Raw genomic sequence first — 15,280 nt, forward strand, 5'->3', positions numbered from 1 at the left:
TGACCTGGTTAAGAGATGAATATTTCATCCTTTTTCATGTTACAACATGGCGGAATTTGGATAAATAGGAAATGAGACTCGGTTTTGATCTCCTTTTATTAACTAATCATATATAACACCTAATTTAAATCTAAATACCTATTACCTTTTTCACAAAACAAAAAGAGCCGTATCATACGGCTCTTTACTCTTCTTTCTCAGAATGGCGTTTTTTCAATACGTCAAGCACATCATCCAGCGGCAGGGATTGTTCTCTGAGCAGGACAAGCAGGTGATACAGCAGGTCTGCCGCTTCCCATTTGAGTTCCTCATGATCCCGGTTTTTCGCGGCGATGATGACTTCGGATGCTTCTTCTCCGACTTTTTTCAAAATCTTATCGACTCCTTCACGGAAGAGGTACGTGGTGTAAGCTCCTTCAGGCATTTCCGCTTGGCGTTCCGCGATCACCCGCTCCAGTTCGTTCATGATGCCGAATCGGCCCGCGGCCTGTTCTTCTGCTTGTTCCTTTGTAAAACAGCTGTAGCTGCCAGTGTGGCATGCCGGGCCTGACGGTTCTACGAGTACGAGCAGCGCGTCTTGATCGCAGTCATACCGGATACCTTTGACGGCTTGCGTGTTCCCTGAGGTTTCTCCTTTATGCCATAGCGCTTGGCGTGAGCGGCTGTAAAACCATGTTTCCTTCGTTTCCAGCGTTTTTTCGTACGATTCCTTGTTCATATACGCAAGTGTCAGCACTTCTTTGCTTGCCGCATCCTGCACGATAGCAGGAATTAATCCGTCCTCGTTAAAACGCAGTTCATTTGCCTGTTTCATCTCACATTCACCCCGTACTCTTTCAAGTATGATTTCACTTCTTTAATCGATGTTTCTTTATAATGAAAAATTGAGGCGGCCAGCGCGGCATCGGCTTCTCCTTTTGTAAAAGCCTCACGCATATGCTGTGCGTTTCCCGCGCCTCCCGAAGCGATAACAGGGACGGGGACAGCTTCGGAAACAAGCTTTGTCAGCGTGTGGTCGAAGCCTTTTTTCTCACCGTCGGAGTCCATGCTTGTCAGCAATATTTCTCCTGCCCCGCGTTTGACGCCTTCTTTTGCCCACGCGGTGACCTCCCAATCTGTTTTCTTTCTGCCGCCGTGCGTATAGACCTTATATGTGTCAGATTCTTTGTCATACTTGGCATCAATGGCAAGAACGATGCATTGAGAACCGAAAAACTCGGCTCCTTCTGCAATCAGCTCAGGGCGAAGAACAGCTGCCGTGTTCACCGACACTTTGTCCGCTCCGGCACGCAGTATCGTTTTCATATCACTGAGCTGATTGATGCCGCCGCCGACTGTAAACGGAATGGCAAGCTTCGCGGCAACCTGTTCCACAACGTCAACCATCGTCTTTCGTCCTTCGTGCGAGGCGGAGATATCAAGAAAAACAAGTTCATCCGCACCTTCCCGGTCGTACACTTCGGCGAGTTCAACTGGGTCACCGGCATCCTTCAATTCGAGAAATTGAATTCCTTTGACAACGCGTCCTTCTTTGACATCAAGGCATGGAATAATCCGTTTTGTGATCATTTGCACTTCACCCTTTCAAGCGCCTCACTCAGCGTAAACTGATTGGTATACAGCGCTTTTCCAATGATCGCTCCAGAGACACCATCCTCCTGATAGCGGGCGAGAGCTTCGAGATCCGCGACAGAGCTGACTCCGCCGGAAGCGATCACCGATTTCCCCGTTTCCTTAGCAAGCTCGACTGTGCTTTTAACATTGGGGCCTGACAGCATTCCGTCTGTCGCGATGTCAGTAAAAATAAAGACTTCCGCACCTTCATTGGCTAGCTCTTTGCCCAGTTCAGTTGCCTTAAGGGTTGATGTTTCCAGCCATCCTTCTGTTGAAACAAAACCGTTTCTCGCATCCAGTCCGATTGCAATTTTCTCGCCATATTGTTTCAGCATTTTTTTGACAAACGGAGGGTTAGAAACTGCTGAGCTTCCCAGGATCACCCGATCGACTCCTGCTGATAAATATTCATAGACGTCATTTTCGGAACGGATCCCGCCACCGATTTCGACTTTCAGGTTCAGCTTTTGCGCAATCTCAATCACATGGCGGTCATTCACTCTTTTCCCTTCTTTGGCCCCGTCGAGATCAACGAGATGGATCCATTCGGCACCCTCTTTCGCAAATAACTCAGCCATGTCGTACGGTGAATCGCCATATATCGTTTCCTTATTATAATCCCCTTGAACAAGTCGGACACATTTGCCGTTTCTCATATCAATTGCCGGATATAATGTAAAAGCACTCATTTTTTCACCTTCTGTTCTGCTGCCATTTTCGTAAATTGGGTTAAAATAGACATTCCGACCGTGCTGCTTTTTTCCGGATGAAATTGGGCGCCGAAGACGTTTCTTTTTCCGACTACAGCAGGCACTCGTACACCATAATCGGCGCTTGCCAGAAGCGCGTTCTCCTCCATCCCGTCAATGTAATAGGAATGAACGAAATAAGCGTAGCCCTGTTCTGTTTTAGTTAGCAGCGGAGATTCATTATGAAAGGAAAGACGATTCCAGCCCATATGCGGAACCTTCAGCTTGTTTCCTTTTTCATCTTCTGCTTTCAGCCTGACTGCTTTTCCTTTTAACAGCCCGAGTCCTGAAGCGGTGCCGTTTTCTTCGCTTTCTTCAAATAAAAGCTGCATGCCGAGGCAGATCCCGAGAAGCAGCCTTCCCTCTGAGACCATATCGTGAATCAATTGATCAAGCTTCGTGTAGCGCAAATTGTCCATCGCGTCTCCAAATGAACCGACTCCCGGCAAAATGAAGGCATCAGCTTCTTTCAGCTCCTCCGGCTTTTCAGAAACAAAATACGGCACGCCGACACGTTCAAGCGCCTTTGAGACACTGTATAAATTCCCCATTCCGTAATCTATCACGCCGATCATTTACAGCATCCCTTTCGTTGACGGTATTCCTTTAACTCGCGGATCGATCGTTGTCGCTTCATCAAGCGCACGTCCCAGTGCTTTAAAAACGGCTTCAATCATGTGGTGGGTGTTTGTGCCATAATGAACGATGACGTGCAGGTTCATTCGAGCTTCGAGCGCCAGCTTCCACAAAAATTCATGTACAAGCTCCGTATCGAAAGTTCCGACTTTAGCAGCCGGGAAATCAGCGCGCATTTCTAAGTGCGGCCGGTTGCTTAAATCAATCACAACTTGAGCAAGTGCCTCATCCATCGGCACAAACGCCGATCCGTAGCGTTTGATTCCTTTTTTATCGCCCAACGCTTTGAGCAGCGCCTGCCCTAAGCAGATGCCGATATCTTCAGTCGTGTGGTGATCATCTATATCAACATCGCCTTTTGCGTTAATGGAAAGATCGAATTGGCCGTGTTTCGTGAATAAATCCAACATATGTGTCATAAACGGCACATATGTTTTGATATCCGCTTGTCCCCCGCCGTCTATTGTAAATGCCAGCTCAATATCTGTTTCGTTTGTTTTCCTGACGCGTTCCGCTTTTCTCATTTAGAAATCCTCCGTTCTCTCGCTTCAATTGATCTGGCATGGGCTTCTAACCCTTCCAGTCTGGCAAAAGCCGCGATGCTTTCGGCATGTTCTTCAAAGGCTGATTGACTGTAAGAAATAATGCTCGATTTCTTTTGAAAATCAGTTACGTTTAATGGACTTGAAAATCTGGCTGTTCCGTTTGTCGGAAGCACATGGTTCGGTCCGGCAAAATAATCACCGACAGGCTCAGGGCTGTATCTGCCTAAGAAAATTGCACCCGCATGTTTGATACTGCCAAGCAAAGCTTCTGGAGACTGTGTTATGATTTCTAAATGCTCTGGCGCGAGTGTATTGACAGTATTAATCGCTTCCACCATTGTTTCCGCCACATATATACAACCGTAATCTCTCACTGAAGCTTCCGCTATTTCTCTTCGCGGCAAGGTTTTCAGCTGCTTACTCACCTCGGCTGAAACCGCCTCAGCCAGCGCCATGGAATCTGTGACAAACACACATGAGCTGAGCTTATCGTGTTCCGCCTGTGACAGCAGATCGGCTGCAATATCGCTCGGAATCGCTGTTTCATCAGCCAGCACGACGATTTCACTAGGTCCGGCAATCATATCGATATCGACATCGCCGAACACTTCTCGTTTGGCAAGCGCGACATAAATGTTGCCCGGACCCGTGATTTTATCCACCGGCTCAATGGTTTCTGTTCCGTATGCTAACGCCGCAATCGCCTGAGCGCCGCCCATTTTGTAAACATCTTTTATGCCCAGCTCGGCTGCAGCAACCAAAACTCCAGGAGACAGCAGACCGTCTTTTCCCGGAGGCGTGACGAGAACGATTCTTTCAACGCCCGCTACGAGCGCCGGAATCACATTCATCAAAACAGATGAAGGATATGCGGCCGTTCCCCCCGGCACATATACACCGGCGGAATCCAGCGCCGTCACTTTCTGCCCCAGCATTGTGCCGTCCTTTCTGTGATAAAACCAGGAGGATTGCAGCTGTCTTTCGTGATATTCCCTAATATTTTCGATTGCCTGCCTAATCACCTGAAGAAGACGTGAATCCAGTGAGGTGTATGCCTCCTCAAATTCTTCTTTTGTGACCAGCGGACTGTCTATTTCGATGCCGTCAAATTTCGCCGTGTAGCTGCGAACCGCCTGATCACCGTTTGCTTTAACATCTTCTATAATGGACCGGACCGTCTTTCTTTGCTCTTCCGTTCCGGCATCGATGGAACGCTTGAGAGAAAGCCGTTCCGCTCCGCTGATGGTTTTGATCTTCATTTTGCCGTCTCTCCTTCCACAACGAGAGATAGGCGGGATGCCATTTCGTCAATCACATCGTCTTTCATGCGATAGCTTACCGGGTTGACAATAAAGCGAGAGGTAATGTCACAAATGTGCTCCGTTTCAACAAGCCCATTTTCTTTCAGCGTCTGTCCTGTGGAAACAATGTCCACTATCCGATCTGCAAGCCCAATGAGCGGAGCCAGTTCAATTGAACCGTTGAGCTTAATAATCTCGACTTGTTCTCCCTGCTCTCTGAAATAACTGGAAGCCACATTCGGATACTTTGTCGCGATTCTTGGCGCTACTCCGCTCCAGTCTGTATTCGGAAGTCCGGCGACAGCTAAGTGGCATTTGCTGATTTTTAAATCCAGTACCTCATACACGTCGCGTTCCTCCTCCAGCATGACATCCTTGCCCGCAATTCCGACGTCTGCCACGCCATGCTCCACATACGTAGTTACGTCCATCGGCTTCGCTAATATGAAACGAAGATTTTCCTCCGGCACATCGATGATCAATTTTCTCGAATCTTCAAACTCCTCAGGGAGCCTGTAGCCTGCCTGCCTCAGCAGCCCTGCCGCTTCTTCAAATATCCGGCCCTTTGGCATCGCCATTGTGAGTAACTTACCCATTTTGCTCTTCCTTTCTGGCACCGATAAAATAAGTGACGTTTGCAAAAGATTTTGTCATCTGGTCGATATTTTCTATTCCCGATAAATCTTGAAGAACCACTTTGTTCCCTTTCATGCGTTCTTCATTCGCATAAGCGATGGCTTGCGCCCGCTGCTCTTTGCTGAAAATAACAGCGTCTATATCACAAGATTCTTCTTTCATATGAAGGGCTTCAATCAGCCGGTCGATCCGAAGCCCGAAGCCTGTTGCCGGTGCAGGTGAATCAAAATGGCCCAGCAGCTTGTTGTAACGGCCGCCGCTTCCAATGACAAAACCGACATTCTCGGCGTACACTTCAAATAAAATCCCTGTGTAATAGCTCATGTGGCTGACCATATTCAGATCCAGGCGGACATTTTCCGTACATCCGTAATCCTCAAGAATGTCCCACAGCGCCTTCAGCTCATCAACCACGCTTTTTCCTTGTGCAGAATCGACGATTTCCTCAGCACGTCCGCATACTTCTATGCCGCCCCGCAATTCGAGGAGCTCAAGCAGTCTGCTTTTATCAATGGAGGAAAGCGGGAGAGACTTGACATGCTCTCTGTAGCCGACGTAGTTCTTTTCATATAAGAACCTCCGCAGCACATCAGCTCGTTCAACGTTTCCGAGCACCTCAACAAACAAAGCATCCGCAATGCCGGCATGGCCGATGGCAATTTTAAAGGATGCCAGCCCAGCGTTTTTTAATGCCCCGACGACTAAAGCAATGACCTCCGCATCCGCGCTCGTCGTGCCGTCACCGATTAACTCCACTCCGACCTGCTCGAACTCAGCCGGACGTCCGCCTTCACGCTCCTGAGCCCTGAATACATTTGCCGCATAGCCGACTCTTAGCGGATGACCGTGTTTCAGAAGCTTCGATGCCGCCACCCTTGCAATCGGCCCCGTCATATCCGGGCGAAGCACCAATGTCTTGCCGTCCTGATCAAGTAGCTTAAACAGCTGCTGCTCTTCAATTGCTGACTGGACGCCAACGGTATCGTAAAACTCCAGTGTCGGCGTTTCCATAAATTGATATCCCCATTTATCAATCAAATCGGTTAACGATCGTCTCACCTTTTTTTTCGTTTCGTATAAACCGGGCAGTGTATCTCTCATGCCGTGCGGTTTTTCAAACATAAACATCAACCCGAGCACCTCCGCTGTTATCTTATGAAGGAAAATTCCGAATCCTTTAGTTCGCTAATATGATAATATGTTAGCAGATGAAAGAATGAAAATCAACGCTTAACTTCAGTAAGGATATTTTTAGTTCAAATATCCTTCTCCTCATTATGAAAAAATCATGAATAATGTATTAAAGGTACGTAATATCTCAAATTCTTTATGTTTGGCATGCTATAATACAAATCAAATAGAGAACAAGGAGATAAAGATGAAAACACTGCGAACTCTATGTGTCCTGATGATTCTTTCAGGCGTTATTTTTTTCGGACTTAAAATAGATGCAAAAGATATAGATATTCCTTTTTTGAACAGCCTTAAAAAAGTGGTTTCTGATAGCGATACAGACTCAGCTGCGAATAGCAAAAAGGAGCTGAAGGGAAGCGCAAAACCGCTGGATGTCATCCTTTACAATCAAATGGACGCACCCCGGCTCTATAACGGCTGTGAAGTAACAAGCCTTGCGATGGTGCTGAATTATGCGGGATACGACGTGACAAAAAATACCCTGGCAAATCAGGTTGCCACAGTGCCTTTGACATACAGCAGCGGATTAAAGGGTGATCCGAATGACGGATTTGTCGGGGATATGGCGAATGGCCCTGGTCTCGGTGTCTACCATCGACCGATCTATCAGCTGGCGAAAACCTATGCGGGAGACAAAGTGTCTGATCTGACTGGAAAAAGTATTTCCGCTGTTTATCAGCAGCTTGAAAAAGGCAATCCAGTTTGGGTTATTACGACAGCCAACTTTACGCCAGTTGACAACATGCAGACATGGAAAACGCCAAACGGAACGATAGAGATTACGTACAGCGAACACAGCGTCGCCGTTACGGGATATGATGATAAATATGTGTATCTCAATGATCCGTATGGCTATAAAAACAGAAAAACCGATAGAACAAGCTTTGAAAAAGCGTGGAAACAAATGGGCAGCCAGGCCGTGGTTATTCAAAAGTAAACACCTGAAGCCTCACTATGCTCTATCCTGAGCAAATACGACAATATTCATGCTTTTTGTTTCAATCGGTAAGATTGATTCATTTTCCATTTATCATCCAGAATTATCTTTACTTTCAGGCTATCTGTTTTTATGATTAAAGCAGATTCAGCCTTGCCCCGATCTATGCGAGAGAAGCCGGTGCAAGTCGCTGACGCTTCTCTTGCAAAAAATGAAAGATATCCGGGGAGGATTTATCATTGAAAAAATTCGTGTCTATCCTATTTATGTTCGGTTTGGTTATGGGGTTCAGCCAGTTTCAGTCATCAACCGCTTTTGCAGCAGACAAAGTGGTGCACGAAACAATTATCGTACCAAAAAATACAACATATGACGGGAAAGGACAGCGGTTTGTGGCAGGGAAAGAATTAGGCGACGGAAGCCAGTCAGAAAACCAAGACCCTGTTTTTCGTGTGGAGGATGGTGCAACCCTGAAAAATGTGGTGCTTGGCGCCCCTGCCGCTGATGGCGTACACACTTATGGAAACGTTAACATTCAGAATGTGAAATGGGAAGATGTTGGTGAGGATGCGTTAACGGTGAAGAAGGAAGGAAAAGTGACGATCGACGGCGGTTCTGCACAAAAAGCGTCAGATAAGATATTCCAAATCAATAAAGCCAGTACATTCACAGTGAAAAACTTCACGGCAGACAATGGCGGAAAGTTCATAAGACAGCTTGGCGGTTCAACCTTCCACGTTGATGTGATCATCGATAAGTGCACCATCACAAACATGAAGGAAGCGATATTCCGGACGGACAGCAAAACAAGCACGGTCAGAATGACAAATACACGCTACTCTAATGTCGGTCAAAAATGGATTGGTGTTCAGCATATTTACGAAAACAACAACACTCAATTTTAACCAAAAAAGTCCGCTGATGTTATTCAGCGGACTTTTTCAATCTTTCTTGCATTTCTTCCTTCGTATAGATGATCCTCATCGGATTTCCGCCGACAAATGCGCCGGCAGGCACGTCTTTATGGACAAGTGTTCCGGCGGACACAACTGCGCCATCTCCTATTTTCACCCCGGGCAGAATGGTCGTGTTGGCACCAATCATCACTTCGTCTCCGATCAGAACTGTGCCGATCCGGTATTCGTGAATCAAATACTCATGGGCCAGAATGGTCGTATTGTACCCGATGATTGTATTTGTTCCGACTGAGATCTTTTCCGGAAACATGATATCTGGCATCACCATGAGGGCAAAGGATGTCTGATTTCCAACCTTCATCCGCAGAAATGTACGGTACAGCCAGTTTTTCATCCCTATAAACGGCGTATATCTCGCAATTTGAATGACAATGAAATTTTTGACGACCTTTAAAAAAGGTACCGTTTGATAGACATGCCACAGTGAGTTGGCCCCCGAGACCGGATGACGATCTGTTTTTCTCACAGATTACTTCACTCCAACGATTTGTAATAGATCACTCATTTTCTCAAGCATAAAATCCGGCTCATGCTTCGCCAGCATTTCCGGCCCTTTAATCGTCCATGCGACTCCTGCCGTTTTTGTACCGGCGTTTTTGCCTGCCAGCACATCGTGGTAATTATCTCCGACCATAATGGCTTCCTCGGGCTTGCTTCCTAACTGTTTCAGCGCTAACAGCACAGGCTCGGGATCAGGCTTTGCATTCGTCACATCATCAAGGGTGACAACTGTTTCAAAGAATTCGCCGATTCCCGTGAGCTTGAGGCCCATATTGACAGTATCTCTTAATTTTGTTGTCACAATTCCTAATGTAAAGCCGGCTTTTTTTAATGCATCCAGGGTCTCATATACCGTTTCATATTCAGTGACGAGTGAATCATGCATGTCATGATTGTACGCTCTGTACATAGCGATCATATCCTCGCATTTATCAGGGTCCATCGAAGAGAACGTATCAAAAAGAGACGGCCCGATAAATGCAAGGACATCTTCTCGTTTATACTTGCTCGGATAATAATGCTCCAGTGTATGCAAAAAGGACGCGATAATTAATTCATTCGTATTAATAAGCGTTCCGTCTAAATCAAACAGAATCGTCGTTACTTGTTTGTCACTCATATTGCTTCCTTTCCAACCGCTGAGGGTTTCCATTTTTTCCACGTGTGCGCAATAGCCATTGTCAGCAGAACTGCTGTGGTGACACGAATCAAAAGAAGCGGCCAGACGGGTATGCCAAGCGGAATAAAGACAAGTGTATCTTCCACGACCGCGTGGCAGGCAACGAGAAATATAAATGCCAATGTCATATCCCGCTTGCTCACGCCGTCATCCTCGACAGCTTTGATCATGACACCCGCTCCGTAGGCCAGACCAATCGTCAGTCCCGCCACCATCGTCATAGACGTATTTTTATTCATGCCAAGCAGCTGCGTAAACGGAGACAGCCACCTGGAAAACCGATGCAGCCAGCCTAAATCTCTTAAAAACTGGATGATAATCATCAGCGGGATGACAATTGCCGCCAGCTGCAAAACACCAAGTCCGGCTTTCGTTAATGCTTCTGCCAACATTCCTAGCCAGCTGTCTGGCGCCGCGCTCTTCGCAGCGATAAAACCGTACTGCGCCGTTTCCTTTCCGCCATGCCAAATGAGGTTGATGACGATGGCTGACACAGCGGCCAAACCGATGCGCACGGCCAATATGACGCCAATTCTGATACCAACCTTTGCGGCAACTGTCGATTCGATAATCAAGTTATGACAGAAAGAAAGCATAACAGCTAAAATAAAGACTTCTTTCACAGATAAATCCAATGTTAAAATCCCGGCAATTCCCGCATACAGATTCAGCATATTTCCCAGTACAAGCGGAATGGCCGCTTCACCAGAAAGCCCGAAGAGACCCATTACCGGTGTAATCAGCCGTACAAGCCAATCCATGACAGGGGTATGCTGAAGCAAAGTGACCAATAGCGTTACCGGGAAAATCACTTTACCCAGCGTCCATGTTGTTTGAAAACCTGCTGCAAGACCGGCCAGAAAGATCTTCTTCATCCCTCATCCCCCTTTGTTAACGTCTACTCCGCGTACCGCTCCTTCGAATATCCCTTGACGCGTCTGAAGATGATGGCTGCCACAGCCAAAACAATCAATACGATTGAAATCACCTGAGCGATGCGAAGTGAATCAGTCAGCATTAAGCTGTCAGTCCGCATTCCTTCAATAAAGTATCTTCCGATTGAATACCAAATGATATAGATCAAGAACATCTCGCCTCTACGCAAATTCGCTCTGCGCAGCAGCAGTAAAACAATGACGCCGACAAAGCTCCATAGTGATTCATATAAAAAAGTAGGATGATAATATTGCCCATTGATATACATTTGATTGATGATAAATTCAGGCAGGTGCAGGTTTTCTAAAAAGGCTCTGCTGACAGCCTCGCCGTGCGCTTCCTGATTCATGAAGTTCCCCCAGCGGCCGATCGCCTGGCCGAGCAAAATGCTGGGCGCGGCAATATCCGCAAGCTTCCAGAACGAAAGGTTTTTCACTCTCGAAAACACATAACCCGTTAAAATGGCGCCGATTAATCCGCCATGAATGGCAATGCCGCCCTTCCAAATCTTAATGATTTCTCCCGGATGTGCCGCATAATAGTCCCATTCAAAGGCAACGTAATAAATTCGTGCGCAAATAATCGCAATTGGAATGGCAAACAGGACAAGATCAATAAACGTATCTTTCTGCAGCCCCCGTTTTTCACTTTCCCTCATCGCAATCCACAGCCCGAGCAAAGCACCGAGACCGATAATGATTCCGTACCAATGGACGGCTAACGGCCCCAGCTGAAATGCTATCGGATTGAGTGGTTCTATCGCTTCATTCATTTAACGCCAACTCCTATTCTTCTTGTTCACCGTCTTCAATGACATCCGCTAGCTTGTTGGTAAATTGTTCAGCGGCATTCAGCCCCATCCGCTTCAATCTGAAGTTCATTGCTGCCACTTCGATGATAACTGCCAGATTTCGGCCTGGACGGACGGGAATCGTCAGTTTTGTAATTTCTGTATCAATGATTTTCATGGTTTCTTCCTCAAGCCCGAGACGGTCGTATTGCTTGCCCTGCTCCCAAAGTTCAAGGTTCATGACAATCGTGATTCGTTTATTGCTTCTGACCGCGCCGGCGCCAAACAGCGTCATCACGTTGATAATGCCAAGCCCCCTGATTTCAAGGAGATGCTCAATTAATTCCGGAGCGTTTCCGACAAGGGTATCCTGATCCTCCTGCCGAATTTCAACGCAATCATCGGCAACAAGGCGATGCCCTCTTTTCACAAGCTCCAGCGCTGTTTCACTTTTCCCGACGCCGCTTTTTCCTGTGATCAGCACGCCGACACCATATATATCGACAAGAACGCCATGAATTGCTGTGGTAGGCGCCAGCCTGCTCTCAAGGAAGTTGGTTAAACGGCTTGACAGTCTTGTCGTTTTCAGCGGCGATCTGAGGACAGGCACCCCATTTTTCTCGGAGGCGTCAATCAGCTCCTGCGGGATGGGCATATCTCTAGAAAGAATAATAGCTGGTGTTACATCAGTGCACAGAGAATCCATTCGCTGTTTTTTATCCTCTTCCGGAAGCTGTTCAAAGAAAGAAAGCTCTGTTTTTCCGAGAAGCTGCACGCGCTCTCTCGGGTAATATGTAAAATATCCGGCAATTTCAATGCCTGGTCTTGATAGGTCACTCATTGTAATCGGGCGGTTAATTCCTTCTTCTCCGCTGATTAATTCCAAATTGAACTGTTCCATTACGTCTTTTGTGCGAACCTTTGCCACGATATGTTCCTCCTGTTCCGGGCTGCCCCGAGCTTGCTCACAATACTTTCATTTTATCACTTTCAGGCTTGAACCTAAAACAGATTTTATAAAAGGCGGGAAAACACCTCAGCTGGTCTAGATCACTAGTCTGAAAAAGAGTAAAATAAAGGTATTCAAATTCCAGAAAGGCGGATCATCTATGGCAGAGAGTCTTCTTATCAAAGACATTGCGATCGTGACAGAAAATGAAGTAATCAAAAACGGCTATGTCGGAATCAATGACGGAAAAATCAGCACAGTCTCAACAGAACGGCCCAAGGAGCCATATTCAAAAGAGATTCAAGCACCTGCGAATTCCGTTTTGCTTCCCGGCATGATTGACATTCATATCCACGGCGGCTATGGCGCAGATACGATGGATGCAAGCTTTTCTGCGCTCGACATCATGTCGTCAAGACTTCCCGAAGAAGGCACGACGAGCTTTTTAGCCACAACGATTACCCAAGAGCATGGGAACATTTCTCAAGCTTTGGTGAACGCAAGAGAGTGGAAAGCGGCTGAAGAGTCCTCTTTATTAGGTGCAGAACTGCTCGGTATTCATTTAGAGGGCCCCTTTGTTTCTCCTAAAAGAGCCGGAGCGCAGCCAAAAGAGTGGATTAGGCCTTCGGATGTTGCGCTTTTCAAAAAGTGGCAGCAGGAGGCGGGCGGACTGATCAAAATTGTTACACTTGCGCCAGAGGAGGATCAGCATTTTGAACTGATCCGCCATTTGAAAGACGAATCGATTATCGCATCCATGGGGCACACGGATGCCGATTCCGCATTGCTGTCGGATGCCGCAAAAGCAGGGGCGAGCCATATGACCCATCTGTACAACGCGATGAGCCCGTTTCATCACCGAGAGCCCGGAGTGATCGGAACGGCGCTGGCCCATGATGGGTTTGTGACAGAGCTTATCGCCGATGGCATTCACTCCCACCCTTTAGCTGCAAAGCTTGCTTTTTTGGCGAAAGGCAGCAGCAAGCTCATTTTAATTACCGATTCCATGAGGGCAAAAGGCCTGAAAGACGGCGTTTATGAGTTCGGCGGCCAAAGTGTGACGGTAAGAGGACGAACAGCTCTTCTTTCAGACGGAACCCTTGCCGGTTCGATCCTCAAAATGAACGAGGGCGCACGGCATATGCGTGAGTTTACAAATTGCTCTTGGACGGATATAGCTAATATAACTTCTGCAAACGCGGCCAAACAGCTGGGCATCTTTGACCGAAAAGGCAGTGTGACTGTGGGAAAAGATGCAGATTTGGTGATTGTCAGCAGTGATTGCGAGGTGATTCTCACCATTTGCCGCGGAAACATTGCATTTATATCCAAGGAGGCTGACCAGATATGAAAGTAATGGAATGTCAAACGTATGAAGAGCTAAGCCAAAAAGCAGCCAGAATAACGGCAGATACAATCAAAGAAAAACCTGATGCCGTTCTCGGGTTAGCGACGGGCGGCACACCGGAAGGCACGTATCGCGAGCTGATCCGCCTGCACCAAACTGAGAATCTCTCATTTCAAAACGTCACTACAGTTAATTTGGATGAGTACGCCAGACTTTCAAGCAATGACCCGAACAGCTATCACTTCTATATGAATGACCGTTTATTTCAGCATATCGACAGCAAGCCTAGCCGGCATTTTATTCCGAATGGAAATGCAGACGATTTGGAGGACGAATGCAGACGGTATGAACAGCTAGTCGAGTCCCTCGGCGGCACTGACATTCAGCTTCTCGGCATCGGCCGAAACGGACACATCGGCTTTAACGAACCGGGAACGTCTTTCAAGTCGCGAACTCATGTTGTGACATTAAATGAGCAAACCCGCCAAGCGAATGCCAGATATTTTCCCTCCATAGACAGCGTGCCGAAAAAAGCACTGACAATGGGAATTCAAACGATACTCTCAAGCAAGCGCATTCTGCTGCTTATTTCTGGAAAAAGCAAAGCGAAAGCTGTTCGTAAGCTGTTAGAAGGAAACATCAGCGAAGATTTTCCCGCATCTGCTTTGCACCTGCATTCCGATGTTACGGTTTTGATTGATCGTGAAGCCGCGTCATTAAGACCTTGAAAGGAACATGCTGACTTATGAATATCAATAAACAATCGCCTATTCCGATTTACTATCAGATTATGGAGCAATTAAAAACCCAAATTAAGAACGGAGAGCTGCAGCCGGATATGCCTCTTCCTTCCGAGCGCGAATATGCCGAACAATTCGGGATCAGCCGGATGACAGTTCGCCAGGCGCTTTCTAATTTAGTTAATGAAGGCTTGCTCTATCGCCTGAAAGGACGGGGCACCTTTGTCAGCAAGCCAAAAATGGAACAAGCACTTCAAGGGCTGACAAGCTTTACCGAGGATATGAAAAGCCGCGGGATGACACCGGGCAGCAGGCTCATTGATTATCAGCTTATTGATTCAACTGAGGAGCTCGCGGCTATATTAGGCTGCGGGCACCCCTCCTCTATCCATAAAATCACTCGGGTGCGGCTGGCAAATGATATTCCAATGGCGATTGAGTCCTCACATATTCCGTTTGAGCTTGCGGGTGAATTGAACGAATCGCATTTTCAGTCGTCGATCTATGATCATATTGAAAGGTATAACAGCATACCGATTTCCCGTGCAAAACAGGAGCTTGAGCCAAGCGCTGCCACCACGGAAGAAGCGAACATTCTTGGTATTCAAAAGGGAGCGCCAGTCCTATTAATTAAACGAACAACATATCTGCAGAACGGAACTGCTTTTGAGCATGCAAAATCCGTATACAGAGGCGACCGTTATACATTTGTCCACTATATGGATCGTCTTTCATAAAAAAAAGCCTC

Annotated in this window: 18 protein-coding genes; 5 read left to right on the forward strand and 13 right to left on the reverse strand. The window is 47.0% G+C overall.

Annotated features, from left to right (window positions below; genetic code table 11):
- Positions 1-184: 184 nt before the first annotated feature.
- The 8 genes from hisIE to NSQ83_RS18430 are packed head-to-tail and all read right to left on the reverse strand — an operon-like array spanning position 185 to position 6,609.
- Positions 185-814 carry a bifunctional phosphoribosyl-AMP cyclohydrolase/phosphoribosyl-ATP diphosphatase HisIE gene (gene hisIE, locus NSQ83_RS18395; protein WP_160221841.1) on the reverse strand — a complete coding sequence of 210 codons (630 nt, stop codon included), beginning with the start codon at positions 812-814 and terminating at the stop codon, positions 185-187.
- The gene (gene hisF, locus NSQ83_RS18400) at positions 811-1,569 is read right to left on the reverse strand and encodes an imidazole glycerol phosphate synthase subunit HisF (RefSeq protein ID WP_041338848.1); all 759 of its coding nucleotides are present in this window, start codon (positions 1,567-1,569) and stop codon (positions 811-813) included. Before hisF ends, hisIE begins: the two co-directional genes overlap by 4 nt.
- The gene (gene hisA / locus NSQ83_RS18405; protein ID WP_041338845.1) at positions 1,566-2,303 is read right to left on the reverse strand and encodes a 1-(5-phosphoribosyl)-5-[(5-phosphoribosylamino)methylideneamino]imidazole-4-carboxamide isomerase; all 738 of its coding nucleotides are present in this window, start codon (positions 2,301-2,303) and stop codon (positions 1,566-1,568) included. Before hisA ends, hisF begins: the two co-directional genes overlap by 4 nt.
- Positions 2,300-2,938 carry an imidazole glycerol phosphate synthase subunit HisH gene (gene hisH, locus NSQ83_RS18410; RefSeq protein WP_015251140.1) on the reverse strand — a complete coding sequence of 213 codons (639 nt, stop codon included), beginning with the start codon at positions 2,936-2,938 and terminating at the stop codon, positions 2,300-2,302. Before hisH ends, hisA begins: the two co-directional genes overlap by 4 nt.
- Entirely contained in the window at positions 2,939-3,523 is a 585-nt protein-coding gene (gene hisB, locus NSQ83_RS18415; protein ID WP_041338842.1) for an imidazoleglycerol-phosphate dehydratase HisB, read from the reverse strand. It lies immediately after the preceding gene.
- Positions 3,520-4,803 carry a histidinol dehydrogenase gene (gene hisD, locus NSQ83_RS18420; protein ID WP_088327051.1) on the reverse strand — a complete coding sequence of 428 codons (1,284 nt, stop codon included), beginning with the start codon at positions 4,801-4,803 and terminating at the stop codon, positions 3,520-3,522. The genes hisB and hisD overlap by 4 nt, the downstream gene beginning before the upstream one ends.
- Positions 4,800-5,441: an ATP phosphoribosyltransferase gene (gene hisG / locus NSQ83_RS18425; protein WP_015251138.1), complete on the reverse strand. Its 642-nt coding sequence runs from the start codon at positions 5,439-5,441 to the stop codon at positions 4,800-4,802. The genes hisD and hisG overlap by 4 nt, the downstream gene beginning before the upstream one ends.
- On the reverse strand, positions 5,434-6,609 hold the full coding sequence (locus NSQ83_RS18430; protein ID WP_046664048.1) for an ATP phosphoribosyltransferase regulatory subunit: 1,176 nt from the start codon (positions 6,607-6,609) through the stop codon (positions 5,434-5,436). The genes hisG and NSQ83_RS18430 overlap by 8 nt, the downstream gene beginning before the upstream one ends.
- A 250-nt stretch (positions 6,610-6,859) precedes the next feature.
- On the opposite strand from NSQ83_RS18430, the gene NSQ83_RS18435 reads away from it, so the two are divergent.
- Entirely contained in the window at positions 6,860-7,612 is a 753-nt protein-coding gene (locus NSQ83_RS18435) for a C39 family peptidase (RefSeq protein WP_003243552.1), read from the forward strand.
- Positions 7,613-7,851: 239 nt separating this feature from the next.
- Positions 7,852-8,517, forward strand: coding sequence for a pectate/pectin lyase PelC (gene pelC, locus NSQ83_RS18440; protein WP_015251135.1), 666 nt, complete (start codon positions 7,852-7,854; stop codon positions 8,515-8,517).
- A gap of 19 nt (positions 8,518-8,536) precedes the next feature.
- Here the strand turns inward: pelC and hprF are convergent, their stop codons facing one another.
- From hprF to hprK, 5 genes are read right to left on the reverse strand one after another with little or no spacing between them, the layout of a single operon-like run.
- Positions 8,537-9,055, reverse strand: a complete 519-nt coding sequence (gene hprF / locus NSQ83_RS18445) for a heptaprenylglyceryl phosphate O-acetyltransferase (RefSeq protein WP_003228107.1) — start codon at positions 9,053-9,055, stop codon at positions 8,537-8,539.
- 3 nt (positions 9,056-9,058) lie between these two features.
- Positions 9,059-9,709 carry a pyrophosphatase PpaX gene (gene ppaX / locus NSQ83_RS18450; RefSeq protein ID WP_017695285.1) on the reverse strand — a complete coding sequence of 217 codons (651 nt, stop codon included), beginning with the start codon at positions 9,707-9,709 and terminating at the stop codon, positions 9,059-9,061.
- Positions 9,706-10,644: a nucleoside recognition domain-containing protein gene (locus NSQ83_RS18455; RefSeq protein ID WP_017695286.1), complete on the reverse strand. Its 939-nt coding sequence runs from the start codon at positions 10,642-10,644 to the stop codon at positions 9,706-9,708. Before NSQ83_RS18455 ends, ppaX begins: the two co-directional genes overlap by 4 nt.
- Before the next feature lie 23 nt (positions 10,645-10,667).
- Positions 10,668-11,477: a prolipoprotein diacylglyceryl transferase gene (gene lgt, locus NSQ83_RS18460; RefSeq protein ID WP_003242661.1), complete on the reverse strand. Its 810-nt coding sequence runs from the start codon at positions 11,475-11,477 to the stop codon at positions 10,668-10,670.
- A 13-nt stretch (positions 11,478-11,490) separates the two neighbouring features.
- The gene (gene hprK, locus NSQ83_RS18465) at positions 11,491-12,423 is read right to left on the reverse strand and encodes an HPr(Ser) kinase/phosphatase (protein WP_017695287.1); all 933 of its coding nucleotides are present in this window, start codon (positions 12,421-12,423) and stop codon (positions 11,491-11,493) included.
- A 181-nt stretch (positions 12,424-12,604) separates the two neighbouring features.
- Between hprK and nagA the strand changes: the two genes are divergently transcribed.
- The 3 genes from nagA to nagR are packed head-to-tail and all read left to right on the forward strand — an operon-like array spanning position 12,605 to position 15,269.
- Positions 12,605-13,795: an N-acetylglucosamine-6-phosphate deacetylase gene (gene nagA, locus NSQ83_RS18470; protein WP_017695288.1), complete on the forward strand. Its 1,191-nt coding sequence runs from the start codon at positions 12,605-12,607 to the stop codon at positions 13,793-13,795.
- Positions 13,792-14,520 (forward strand): glucosamine-6-phosphate deaminase, encoded by a 729-nt coding sequence (gene nagB, locus NSQ83_RS18475; protein WP_198878467.1) that lies wholly within the window; start codon positions 13,792-13,794, stop codon positions 14,518-14,520. The genes nagA and nagB overlap by 4 nt, the downstream gene beginning before the upstream one ends.
- Before the next feature lie 17 nt (positions 14,521-14,537).
- Complete coding sequence (gene nagR / locus NSQ83_RS18480; protein WP_003228089.1) at positions 14,538-15,269, forward strand: N-acetylglucosamine utilization transcriptional regulator NagR; 732 nt, start codon at positions 14,538-14,540, stop codon at positions 15,267-15,269.
- Positions 15,270-15,280: the final 11 nt, after the last annotated feature.

The organism is Bacillus sp. PS217 (assembly GCF_037963535.1).
GTDB lineage: Bacteria > Bacillota > Bacilli > Bacillales > Bacillaceae > Bacillus > Bacillus subtilis.

Coding starts and splice junctions, on each gene's coding strand:
- nagA (WP_017695288.1), top strand. CDS start 12,605: ATGGCAGAGAGTCTTCTTATCAAAGACATTGCGATCGTGACAGAAAAT.
- ppaX (WP_017695285.1), bottom strand. CDS start 9,709: ATGAGTGACAAACAAGTAACGACGATTCTGTTTGATTTAGACGGAACG.
- hisA (WP_041338845.1), bottom strand. CDS start 2,303: ATGAGTGCTTTTACATTATATCCGGCAATTGATATGAGAAACGGCAAA.
- nagB (WP_198878467.1), top strand. CDS start 13,792: ATGAAAGTAATGGAATGTCAAACGTATGAAGAGCTAAGCCAAAAAGCA.
- hisIE (WP_160221841.1), bottom strand. CDS start 814: ATGAAACAGGCAAATGAACTGCGTTTTAACGAGGACGGATTAATTCCT.
- NSQ83_RS18435 (WP_003243552.1), top strand. CDS start 6,860: ATGAAAACACTGCGAACTCTATGTGTCCTGATGATTCTTTCAGGCGTT.
- hisG (WP_015251138.1), bottom strand. CDS start 5,441: ATGGGTAAGTTACTCACAATGGCGATGCCAAAGGGCCGGATATTTGAA.
- NSQ83_RS18430 (WP_046664048.1), bottom strand. CDS start 6,609: ATGTTTATGTTTGAAAAACCGCACGGCATGAGAGATACACTGCCCGGT.
- hisB (WP_041338842.1), bottom strand. CDS start 3,523: ATGAGAAAAGCGGAACGCGTCAGGAAAACAAACGAAACAGATATTGAG.
- hisF (WP_041338848.1), bottom strand. CDS start 1,569: ATGATCACAAAACGGATTATTCCATGCCTTGATGTCAAAGAAGGACGC.
- nagR (WP_003228089.1), top strand. CDS start 14,538: ATGAATATCAATAAACAATCGCCTATTCCGATTTACTATCAGATTATG.
- NSQ83_RS18455 (WP_017695286.1), bottom strand. CDS start 10,644: ATGAAGAAGATCTTTCTGGCCGGTCTTGCAGCAGGTTTTCAAACAACA.
- hisH (WP_015251140.1), bottom strand. CDS start 2,938: ATGATCGGCGTGATAGATTACGGAATGGGGAATTTATACAGTGTCTCA.
- lgt (WP_003242661.1), bottom strand. CDS start 11,477: ATGAATGAAGCGATAGAACCACTCAATCCGATAGCATTTCAGCTGGGG.
- hisD (WP_088327051.1), bottom strand. CDS start 4,803: ATGAAGATCAAAACCATCAGCGGAGCGGAACGGCTTTCTCTCAAGCGT.